General features: G+C 43.0%; 8 protein-coding genes and 1 other annotated feature. Of the genes, 1 reads left to right on the forward strand and 7 read right to left on the reverse strand.

Translation table 11 applies throughout. The features are described from left to right. Window positions 1-48: 48 nt before the first annotated feature. Both ACTWQL_RS11720 and ACTWQL_RS11725 read right to left on the reverse strand, forming a co-directional pair. A complete protein-coding gene (locus tag ACTWQL_RS11720) occupies window positions 49-1,347 on the reverse strand; it encodes a bifunctional folylpolyglutamate synthase/dihydrofolate synthase (RefSeq protein ID WP_443142624.1) in 1,299 nt (432 codons plus the stop codon). A 61-nt stretch (window positions 1,348-1,408) separates the two neighbouring features. Beyond that, window positions 1,409-4,057 (reverse strand): valine--tRNA ligase, encoded by a 2,649-nt coding sequence (locus tag ACTWQL_RS11725; protein ID WP_443142625.1) that lies wholly within the window; start codon window positions 4,055-4,057, stop codon window positions 1,409-1,411. Between the two features lie 295 nt (window positions 4,058-4,352). After that, window positions 4,353-4,577, reverse strand: a binding site (T-box leader). 161 nt (window positions 4,578-4,738) lie between these two features. On the opposite strand from ACTWQL_RS11725, the gene ACTWQL_RS11730 reads away from it, so the two are divergent. Beyond that, window positions 4,739-4,936: a hypothetical protein gene (locus ACTWQL_RS11730; protein WP_261133113.1), complete on the forward strand. Its 198-nt coding sequence runs from the start codon at window positions 4,739-4,741 to the stop codon at window positions 4,934-4,936. A 66-nt stretch (window positions 4,937-5,002) separates the two neighbouring features. Here ACTWQL_RS11730 and ACTWQL_RS11735 read toward each other — a convergent pair whose 3' ends face one another. The 5 genes from ACTWQL_RS11735 to hemB form a co-directional block, all read right to left on the reverse strand. After that, entirely contained in the window at window positions 5,003-6,004 is a 1,002-nt protein-coding gene (locus ACTWQL_RS11735; RefSeq protein WP_443142626.1) for a spore coat protein YsxE, read from the reverse strand. Next, window positions 6,001-6,912, reverse strand: a complete 912-nt coding sequence (locus ACTWQL_RS11740) for a hypothetical protein (protein WP_443142627.1) — start codon at window positions 6,910-6,912, stop codon at window positions 6,001-6,003. The genes ACTWQL_RS11735 and ACTWQL_RS11740 overlap by 4 nt, the downstream gene beginning before the upstream one ends. Before the next feature lie 12 nt (window positions 6,913-6,924). Continuing rightward, complete coding sequence (gene spoVID, locus ACTWQL_RS11745) at window positions 6,925-8,028, reverse strand: stage VI sporulation protein D (RefSeq protein ID WP_443142628.1); 1,104 nt, start codon at window positions 8,026-8,028, stop codon at window positions 6,925-6,927. 746 nt (window positions 8,029-8,774) lie between these two features. Beyond that, window positions 8,775-10,082 (reverse strand): glutamate-1-semialdehyde 2,1-aminomutase, encoded by a 1,308-nt coding sequence (hemL, locus tag ACTWQL_RS11750; RefSeq protein ID WP_443142629.1) that lies wholly within the window; start codon window positions 10,080-10,082, stop codon window positions 8,775-8,777. 20 nt (window positions 10,083-10,102) lie between these two features. Continuing rightward, on the reverse strand, window positions 10,103-11,080 hold the full coding sequence (gene hemB / locus ACTWQL_RS11755) for a porphobilinogen synthase (RefSeq protein ID WP_443142630.1): 978 nt from the start codon (window positions 11,078-11,080) through the stop codon (window positions 10,103-10,105). Window positions 11,081-11,167 lie beyond the last annotated feature (87 nt).

The raw sequence follows: 11,167 nt of genomic DNA on the forward strand, positions 1-11,167 counted from the left end.
TTCATATTTTATCAAAACTTCTCAGAAAATGTAATTAAAATATTCAATTTATTTCATATTTTTGAAAATTTCCCTAGCCATTGATATGAAGTATAAGGACCCTGTAATAACGAGGACATCTTCCTCCCCCATCCGATCCATCTCTTTTTTCAATGCGGCTTCAAAATCCTCTTCTAGGTCTTTTGGTTCATATTCACATCGTTCAAATAAAGATTCAGCAGAGCTGGCTCTTGGAAAGTCGAAAGATGTAAACATGAGGTGATCGATGCTGTCGTAAAGTTCAGATAGCATCTCATTGACCGGCTTATCACTTAAGGCACTGAAGAGGATTCTTTTTTTCCAATTTGGATAATGACTGATCAAGGTTTGTTTGAGGCTTTCGATTCCTTCTTTATTGTGAGCACCGTCGAGAATAATCAGTGGGTTTTCACTCACTTGTTCAAAACGACCTGGCCATTGAGCTTGAAGTAGACCATCAAAAATAGGCTGCTTTTGAATTTCGAAATCGATTCGTTCGCCTAAGGCTTCAATCATGACAATCGCCATTGCTGCGTTTTTCACTTGATGGAAACCGCTCATTTTAACACGAAGATTTTCATAGATTCGAGATGGACTCTTTAACGTAAACGATTCTCCCTCTTCCAATACTTCATGATCCGTTATGAAATAATCTCTTTGTAAGCAAGTGATCCATGCATTTTGCTCTTTTGCCTTTTCTTCCACAACTTTGATGGCTTCTGCTTGTTCCACCCCAGTGACAAGAGGGACCCCTGATTTGATGATTCCGCTTTTCTCGTAAGCAATTTCTTGCAATGTATTACCCAAAATCGCGGTGTGGTCATACCCGATGTTCGTAATGCCTGTGAGTATAGGCTGGATGACATTCGTCGAATCGAGCCTTCCTCCAAGGCCTGTTTCAAATAGGATTATATCGACTTTTCGGTACCTGGCGAAATATACAATCGAGAGGATCGTCACCACCTCGAATTCAGTCGGAGTCCCTAAATCGGTAGCAGCCAATTTTTCAGCAATGGGTCTCACATCATTCGCAACCTTTACCAGCTCGTCATCTGTCATCGGTTCCCCGTTGATGGAGATTCGCTCATTGAAGCGTTCAATATAAGGTGAGGTGAATGTCCCGACCGTAAAACCTGCTTCTTGCAAAATACAACGCATATACGTAAGGGTGGATCCTTTTCCATTTGTCCCCGCCAGATGGACAGCTGTCAGGTCTTTTTCAGGGTGGCCAAGTTCTTTCAGCATCCATTCCATCCTCAATAACCCAGGTTTCATGCCAAATGCAAGAAGTTCGTGAATCCAGTGTAATGTCTCTTCATAAGTTTTCATTTCGCTACTCCTTGATAACTATGAAGAAGACGAATCACCATGATCCGCCTCCTTCACTCGATTAATTCTTTAATTCGTTAATACGATCTTCAACCTTTTGTCGATTTTCCAGATACGTCTTTTCTTTTTGGCGTTCTTCTTGAACTACTTTTTCCGGTGCTTTCTTGACAAATCCTTCGTTACCTAGTTTTTTCTGTACGCGCTCAACTTCTGAATTCCATTTTTTATATTCATTTTCCAAGCGTTTGATTTCTTCTTCAATATCGATCAATCCTTCTAGCGGTAAGAAGATCTCCACACCGCTGACGATTGAGGTCATCGCTTTTTCTGGTGCCTCCAGGTCAAGCCCCATCGTCAACGGCTCTGGATTACAGAAGCGATCCAGATACGTACGATTGTTCTCCAATTGTTTCAGAATTTCCTCATTCTGAGGCTTAAGTTGAATTTCAATTGGTTTGCTTGGCGGTACGTTCATCTCCGAACGTGTATTACGGACCGAACGAATGATTTCAGTCAACACCTTCATTTCCTTTGCAGATTCTTCAAAATGAAGATCCTCGCGTTTGACTGGCCAATCAGCAACTGTGATCGACTCGCCTTTATGAGGGATATGCTGCCAGATCTCTTCTGTAATGAATGGCATGAATGGGTGAAGCAGGCGTAAAGTCTGATCGAGGACATACGCAAGAACAGATCGGGTCGTTTTCTTACGTGCTTCATCCTCTCCATAAAGAGGAAGTTTCGCCATTTCGATATACCAGTCACAGAAATCATCCCAGATGAAGTTGTATAACGTTCTGCCAACTTCTCCGAACTCGTAGGCATCAATCAATTTCGTAACGGATTCGATCGTTTCATTCAGACGAGTCAGGATCCATTCATCAGCAAGTGATTTCTCACCAGATAAGTCGATTTCATCCGCTGTCATACCATCCATATTCATCAATGCAAAACGTGAAGCGTTCCATATTTTGTTTCCGAAGTTCCAGGTCGACTCAACCTTTTCCCAGTAAAAGCGGAGGTCGTTTCCTGGCGAGCTTCCTGTTGAGAGGAAGAAACGCAGTGAGTCAGCTCCGTATTTATCAATGACATCCATCGGGTCGACACCGTTGCCAAGTGATTTACTCATCTTGCGTCCTTCTGAGTCCCGAACCAATCCATGAATCAGAACATCCTTGAATGGACGTTCTCCAGTAAATTCAAGCCCCTGGAAGATCATACGTGCAACCCAGAAGAAAATGATGTCATACCCCGTTACCAATACATCAGTTGAATAGTAACGCTTGAAATCAGCCGAATCTTTATCCGGCCACCCCATTGTAGAGAAGGGCCAAAGTGCTGAACTGAACCATGTATCCAGTACGTCTTCATCTTGTTCCCAGTTTTCCGGATCTTCTGGTGCGGTGCGGCCGACGTATATTTCACCGGTTACTTTATGGTACCAGGCAGGAATTCGATGCCCCCACCATAGCTGTCGGCTGATACACCAATCCCGGATATTTTCAATCCACCGCAAATATGTCTTTTCGAAACGGTCTGGAACGAAATGGACTTTGTCTTCTTCCTTTTGCAATTGGATAGCTTGTTCGGCTAACGGCTGCATTTTTACGAACCATTGTGTGGAAAGGTATGGCTCGACAACCGCTCCGCTTCTTTCCGAATGGCCAACTGAATGCATGTGCTCTTCAATCTTGAAAAGGACACCCTGGTCTTGGAGGTCTTTGACGATCTTCTTCCGACATTCAAAGCGATCCAGGCCTTGATAAGGACCTGCTTCTTCGTTCATCGTTCCGCCCTCATCCATTACGAGGATCCGTTTAAGATTATGACGGTTTCCGATTTCGAAGTCGTTTGGATCATGCGCAGGTGTAATCTTGACAGCTCCTGAGCCAAATTCCATGTCAACATAATCATCCGCTACAATTTCGATTTCACGTTCTGTGATCGGAAGCTTAACTTTTTTCCCAATCAAGTCTTTATATCGATCGTCTTTAGGATGGACCGCAACCGCAGTATCTCCAAGCATTGTTTCTGGACGGGTCGTTGCAACCTCGATATGTCCGCTTCCATCTGCAAGAGCGTATTTCATATGATAAAGGGCGCCTTGTACGTCCTGATAAATAACTTCGATGTCTGATAACGCGGTCTTTGTCTGTGGATCCCAGTTAATAATGTATTCTCCACGGTAAATGAGACCTTTTTCGTAAAGTGAAACGAAAACTTCTTTAACTGCGTCAGACAATCCTTCATCGAGTGTAAAACGTTCACGGGAATAATCAAGGGACAGCCCTAGCTTCGACCATTGCTTACGGATGAAATCAGCATATTCATGCTTCCATTCCCAAGAAACTTCAAGGAATTTTTCACGGCCGAGCTCGTATCTCGACGTTCCTTCTTCCTTCAGCTTCCCTTCTACCTTGGCCTGTGTAGCGATCCCTGCATGGTCCATACCAGGCAGCCAAAGCGCATCATAACCTTGCATACGCTTTGTTCGGATCATGATATCTTGTAACGTTGTATCCCACGCGTGACCGAGATGAAGTTTACCGGTTACGTTCGGTGGCGGGATCACGATGGTATAAGGTTTCTTGTCTTCCCCTCCCTTTGCTTCGAAAAACTTCCCATCGAGCCAATATTGATACCATTTTTCTTCTGTCTTTTGTGGATCATATTTTGTCGGCATCGAAATTTCTTGCTCTTGTTTAGACATTTCTTACTCCTCCTTAAAACCTCATTATTCATTTTAAGTACAGTTCTTTTTTAGAAAATGACCTTGATAAATTACTTTAAGCGAAGGCTTTGTTAAATCTTACGTTGATTTCTGACTAAGTTCGATCCCCCGCGGCAAGGGAGCGATTTTGCAAAAAAGCGAATTTCGCAAAAGAAATAATAAAGAAAACTTGGCTAAGTCAAGCCTTAGCGCAGGCTGAGCCTTAGTTGCCCCTATATTGAAGAAAGTATTTATACTTTCTTCAAATGAAACAAAAAAAACCTCTTTTACATCCTCAAAGGACGAAAGAAGTTCGCGGTACCACCTTTGTTTGCAGCACAATAATAACTGGCTGCACACCTCTAATTGATAACGGTCAGAATCCGACTCCTCTTACTTTCCTGGTTCAGAGAAGTTGCTCAAGGGTGACATTCAACTGCTACCTCCTGAGAAATCTTTCAGCTGATGATTTCCCTCTCTTTAGGTTTCACAATCTACTCTTCCCTATCGAAGCATACTATCCATTTTTTAAACACGTATTAGTAGTATATAGTTTACCTTTTGAATTGTCTTATCGTCAATAGGCTTTCCACAAATTTTCTCTTTTAAACAAAAATGGGCACGGAAGTTAGGCAAGTATCATAACATATAGTAATCCCTGTAAAAGAAAGGATCATCACAATGAGGAGACGTCGAGGCTTCAACAAATACCGGTTTCACTATCACCTCCGACAATTCAGAAGCATCTGTGAGCAGTTTGTCTTTCCGTTGTTGATATTTCAGGCGATCCGGACACTGCTGTTCCCGTCGGCATTCGATATCATACTTGTAGTCATCCTTCTTGCTCTCCACCTGGCGATTTATTATGAATTCTGGTAAAAAAAACAAAAACCCTGCTGAAAAGCAGAGTTTATCGTTCAAAGTGTCAGCTACCTCAAATTACCGCTAATATGGGATCGTCTGAAGAAACTGATCTGTAAAACGGTCAAGAGATTTCATGACATTCAGTTTGCGGTCTAATTTACGGACAAGCTCAAGCTGGGAGATATCTGGAGAACCTTGGTATATCTGGATTGTAGAAAATACAGGTTCAGGGAACTTCAGATAACTTGCAAGTAAAATCTTTTCCTCAGGTAATAAAGGCAGATGGCTCTCATAACGTTCTAGCCAATCCATCGCTACATGTTCACTCCATTCCGGATATTGTGCTGCTGTCCGGAAGAAATAGGCCAGGTCACGAACAGGAGTATCTAGTATCGCCCTTTCAAAGTTGATGAAGCTTCCTTCACCAAGTTGATCCTGGACGACATGCCCCCTGAACGGACGGCCATGGCATAAAACACTCCGATAGCGCTGGTGTTCTTCACAGCCTTTATACCATTCCGAGACTTTCTGTTTTGCTTCTTCAGCAATCCGCATCATTTTATGGAATTGGGAAAGGTAGCGAAGTTCAAAAGGTGAAATATATGTTTGCCGTTCAGCTAGCTCAGTGAACCTTTCCATCTCCAGCTGTCTTTGCTCGAAACGCCTCGTCAGCCCAGTATAAGAATCCTTGATCACTTCTTCTGAGAAAGATTGCGCTTTTACGGTATTGGCATGGAGTTTTCCAAGCTCATCGATTATGAAATCCTCATAAGGAAAGCTCGAACGGGAGTCGTTTTCATACCATTTGGTCAAATAGTAGTAACGATTGTTGACAACCACATAAGGATCGCCATATTTCGTTCTAGTCAAAGGAACGACATGATCATACCCAATTTCATTAAGCCGGTCCATGCAATGCAAGAACCATTCCACCTGTTCCTTGTTCATGGTCGTTTCTTTAAGGGCGAATGTCCCCCGTTTTGAAGTAATACGTTGAACACTGCCATAAGACTCGATTTTTTCTGGGAACAAGTCATAATAATATAGGATGATGCCATCGACTGACATTGATGTGGCTTTCATCGTACCACCTTCTTTGCGCGGTGCTCAATCCAGTGACAAACCTCTTCTACTAGAACTCTGTTCGATTCCCACTCACGCTCGAACATATCCAATATTTCACTTGGTGATTGACCTTCTGTTGATGCGAGCCTCCGCACACACCTTTGCACTTCTCTTGGTGCAATGAGTTCTGCTGCTAGCAGTTGATCATATCCCCCTTCAAGTGGAAAATGATCATGGATCGAATCAAGCACTCTGTACATCGATTGGGTATCCGTCGCTAAACGCCAATCAGAAAGAAAATCACATAATCCTGTCATGCTTCGTTCAGGAGTATCATCCCCACCCTGCCAAAACAATCTTCCATGGACACGCTTTCCCTGATGGGTCAAAATAGATGGCTCCAACGCTGGAATTTTAAGATGTCTGAATCGATTTTTTATCGTTTCAACAGTCCTCAGCCGCCTTCTTGACTCAGGCAGACTTCGATTAAGAACTGGCATATTGAGATCTGAACGATTCAATCCATACTTTTCTACCATCTGCTCTCTTGTCTCAGAGAAATATGCTTCCTGGTCGTCTGGATTTTCAATTCCAAGAGCTAATAATTTCCCGATGAACATCCCCCACGTTTGTTCATGGTTGTGCTTCGGAAAAGGCTCATACCGTTCATCATGGAGAGTCAGGAATTGGCCTTCATAAGGAAGGGACCACTCTGTATCCAACGTCCGGATCATCCGATCGGTCAACACATTGTTGCTTTCCAGACGCTCTCTCCAGCTGAAATGCCAGTTCATTGTCGATTCATCTGACCAGATACGAACTCTTTTCGTGCCAGCATCAGTTTCCAGGACTTCATTTTTATGCTTCCACCGCAACGGTTTCAGAGGGTAGTGTTTTTCGATGAGCTCCAGTATATCCATGCTCATAAGGACACCATCCTAACGTGCTGAAACTGGTATATATAAAATTTGTCCTTCTTCAATCTCTTCACTCTCTAAGCGGTTGACCCGCATCAGCTGACTAGGCGGTACATCATATCTGCCAGCAATCGAATCTAAGGAGTCACCTGCTTGGATGATACACATCTTCATCTTTGTGAGCTCTTCGTCATCTCTTGTAAGCATCTTTGTTAAATAAAGAGCATTTTCTTCACGCGGTGGACGGCTGGATGACGTCTCCTCTACCGCTTGCTCTTCATATACCTCTTCGGACTCTTCCTCATAGTAATACTCATCGTCATCTTCTTCATACTCATATTGTTCAGGACGATAGGTTTCTTCTTCCTCGTATTCGATTTCAAAGCTCGAAGTATCTGAATCCTCCATATCACTTTCATATTCATAGGATGCTGAACGGTCATAATGCTCTTCTGCCCTGCTCATAAATTCAACTTGAGGCTCTCTTCTCACAGCTTGATATTCTGTTTCAACATTTTCATCTTCTTCACTTTGCGGTGATCGACGTGATTCGAATTCCAGAATAGGAAATGGATTCGATCCACCTTCATATAATTCATCATCGTCATCTTCTTCTTCACGAGTTTCATAAACTTCATTTTCATATACTGACTCTTGATCTTCAAAATTTTCAGCAGCATATCCCTGGTTCTCATAAACACCAGTCACACTGACAGCTGCGGAAACCTCAATACAAGAAGGTGTCGGCATGTCATAATCGAAGTTATCAACCGTCACATAGAGTTCATCCTTATCATGAACTCGATTCTTCGGGAGGGTGATATCAACAGGGAAACGGTGATCCAACTTCACTACATCATCCGATACTTCATTCAATTGGGAAAACGAGCGATATCCAAGGAAGTTTGAGTCTTCTGTAGATGGCTCTTCGTCATCTTGGTCAGCACATCTGTATTCACCCGTCAAACAGAGAAATCCTTTAATACAGATTTGATCATCCACTTCTTCAATCGTCACGTCCGGGTCCAAGGCTACACTGTAAAGTTCCTCAACCTCCTGTCCCTTATTTAGCCAAACGGATTCTTCTATTGAAAACTGTAACTTAGACTGATTACGCTCTGTCAAAGCAAGCTCCCCCTCTCAACACAATTATTCCTGTACAATACAGATGTATGTCTGAGTCGTGATTTTATACCTAAAAATGACATGGTTAATGACTGTTTCGAAAGATTGTCCAATATTGGAATGACAACTGTTAAAATAAGGATATTTCGTTATACCAATTATATGTATCTATAGAAACGTCCCAAAGGCAGCCTTTTTTATTAGCTCTAATGCGTCTCACTTTAACGGACACAGAAGACCTTATTCTGGACAAAACAAGGTAATTTCACAATTTAGCGGACAGGAGAGACGATATTTTGGGAAAACAGTATTTTTTCAGCTTAATCAGGTGAATAAGGGCTCTGGTGTCCGTTAGATGTTCATTCCAATTCGTTTCTCCCATATCATGGCCATATTTTCCTTATAAAAAAGCAGGTAGGATATTTACGATATCCTACCTGCTATATTTAAATGCTTTCTTTTATTTAGGCTCTTTTCTAAAAGATGGTTGCTTTTGAGTCTTTTTAAAAAACTAACCTTGTGCAAGTTGATTGGACAGGTGAGACCATTCAATGTCGCAAGGCGACGAGTGGGCTCACCGCACGCCCCGCGGAAAGCGAGCATCCCGGAGCGGAAACCAACGACTTTTAAAGAAAACTTGGCGAGACCATGCCTTTTGTAGGTCGAGCCTTAGTTGCCCTTATACTGAAGAAAGTATTTTATACTTTCTTCAAGTGCAAGAGCAACAAAGTTTACGAAAACAGCCTTTATTTTTGTAGAAATGCCGCTACTTCTTTGTAGGCGTTGTCGCTTGCTTCTATCGTCTTTTCAATATCCTTATCTGAATGTTTCGTAGATAAGAATAATCCTTCGTATTGTGATGGCGGAATGGAGATGCCTTGATTGATCATTGACTTGAAATACACTGTGAATGCATCAAGATTAGAAGAGCTTGCTGTTTCATAGTTGATGACTTCATTGTCAGTGAAGAACAACCCGATCATCGAACCTGCACGATTGATATGATGTGGAATACCGTGTTTTTCAGCAGCTTCTGAAAGACCTTGCTCCAATCGGTCTGCTTTTTTACCGAATTCTGTATAAGACTCTTCTGTCAATTGACGCAGTGTTTCATAGCCAGCTGTCATCGCCAATGGGTTTCCAGATAACGTACCAGCTTGATAGATTGGTCCGCTCGGCGCAATCCGATCCATGATTTCTTTTTTACCGCCATACGCTCCAACTGGCAGTCCGCCTCCGATTACTTTTCCGAGACACGTCAAGTCAGGTGTCACTCCAAAATGGCCTTGTGCACATTGGTATCCGACGCGGAATCCAGTCATTACTTCATCAAAAATCAGTAATGTGCCATGGTCTTCTGTAATCTCACGCAAGAATTCCAGGAAGCCGTCCTTAGGAGGAACGACACCCATGTTCCCTGCAACTGGCTCTACAATGACACCTGCAATATCCTTACCGTATTGCTCAAATGCGTATTGCACACTTTCCGGGTCATTGTATGGAACGGTAATCGTATTCTGCGCAATTGATTCAGGAACTCCTGGACTATCTGGCAATCCGAGTGTTGCAACCCCAGAGCCGGCCTTTATAAGGAGTGAATCCCCATGGCCATGGTAACAACCTTCAAATTTCAGAATCTTGTTACGGCCTGTGTATCCTCGCGCAAGACGGAGAGCACTCATTGTAGCTTCCGTTCCTGAGTTCACCATCCTCACAACGTCAATGGATGGTACGCGTTCAATCACCAATTCTGCAAGCTTTGTCTCCATTTCATGGGGTGCACCAAAGCTTGTCCCTGCTTCAGTCGCTTTTTTCAATGCTTCAACGACATGATCATCTGCATGGCCAAGGATCAGAGGCCCCCAGCTCAACACATAATCGATATATTCATTCTCATCGAGATCGTAGATTTTGGAACCTTTCCCGCGTTTCATATAAATCGGATCCATATCTACAGACTTGAACGCACGGACGGGACTGTTGACGCCTCCGGGCATGAGTGGTGTCGCTTTAGAAAATGCTTGCTTTGATTTTTCGAATGTACGATTATTCATCTTAACACCCTTCCTATCGATTATCTTTCATCAATGTAGCGTGATGCATCCTTTGCAAAGTAGGTGATGATCAAGTCTGCACCTGCGCGTTTCATACCAGTAAGTTTCTCAAGAACAACTTCCTTTTCGTCGATCCAGCCATTTTGTGATGCTGCTTTGATCATCGAATACTCCCCACTTACATTATAGGCGACAAGTGGCAATGGGAAACGGTCCTTGATCTCTCTTAAAATATCGAGATAAGCAAGGGCCGGCTTGACCATAAGGAAGTCTGCTCCTTCCTCATAATCCGATTGTGCCTCACGGATCGCTTCAAGGCGATTTGACGGGTCCATTTGATACGTCTTCCGGTCACCAAACTGTGGTGAACTATGAGCTGCATCACGGAATGGACCATAAAAAGCAGAGGCATATTTGACTGCGTATGACATGATCGGAATATCTTCAAAGCCAGCTTCATCAAGTCCGGCGCGAATCGCTGCTACGAATCCGTCCATCATATTAGATGGCGCAATGATGTCTGCTCCAGCTTTTGCTTGGGAAATCGCTGTCTGTGCCAACAATTCAAGAGACTGATCATTCAGCACATCTCCATCATGGATGACCCCACAGTGGCCGTGGTCTGTATACTGACAGAGGCATGTGTCCGCAATCACCGTCAATGAAGGATAGTTTTCTTTGATAAAGGTAATGGAACGTTGAACAATCCCATTTTCCTCGTAAGCAGATGTACCGCGCTCATCTTTATGTTGCGGAACTCCGAAAACAATGACAGATTGAAGGCCGAGCCCAGTAATCTCATCAAGCTCTTCTTGTAAGCGATCCAAGGAATAATGGAACACGCCCGGCATCGAGCTGACCTCATCCTTAACATCCTCACCTTCTACAATAAAGAGTGGGTAAATCAAATCTTCTTTTTGTAAAAATGTTTCACGTACTAATGAACGCATACTGCCAGTTCGTCTTAATCGTCGATGTCGTTGGAATGCATTGTTCATCGTCGTTCCTCCTTTATTAAATTGCTTTGTTATACTCTATTGCATTTAAAGAAAGTATAAATACTTTCTTCAATATAAGGGCAACTA

It is taken from the genome of Pseudalkalibacillus sp. R45 (genome assembly GCF_052246725.1).
GTDB lineage: Bacteria > Bacillota > Bacilli > Bacillales > Fictibacillaceae > Pseudalkalibacillus.

Bases quoted from the DNA above. Each gene is read 5' to 3' on its own strand.
- hemB (WP_443142630.1), bottom strand. From the start codon at position 11,080: ATGAACAATGCATTCCAACGACATCGACGATTAAGACGAACTGGCAGT.
- hemL (WP_443142629.1), bottom strand. From the start codon at position 10,082: ATGAATAATCGTACATTCGAAAAATCAAAGCAAGCATTTTCTAAAGCG.
- ACTWQL_RS11730 (WP_261133113.1), top strand. From the start codon at position 4,739: ATGAGGAGACGTCGAGGCTTCAACAAATACCGGTTTCACTATCACCTC.
- ACTWQL_RS11740 (WP_443142627.1), bottom strand. From the start codon at position 6,912: ATGAGCATGGATATACTGGAGCTCATCGAAAAACACTACCCTCTGAAA.
- ACTWQL_RS11720 (WP_443142624.1), bottom strand. From the start codon at position 1,347: ATGAAAACTTATGAAGAGACATTACACTGGATTCACGAACTTCTTGCA.
- ACTWQL_RS11735 (WP_443142626.1), bottom strand. From the start codon at position 6,004: ATGAAAGCCACATCAATGTCAGTCGATGGCATCATCCTATATTATTAT.
- ACTWQL_RS11725 (WP_443142625.1), bottom strand. From the start codon at position 4,057: ATGTCTAAACAAGAGCAAGAAATTTCGATGCCGACAAAATATGATCCA.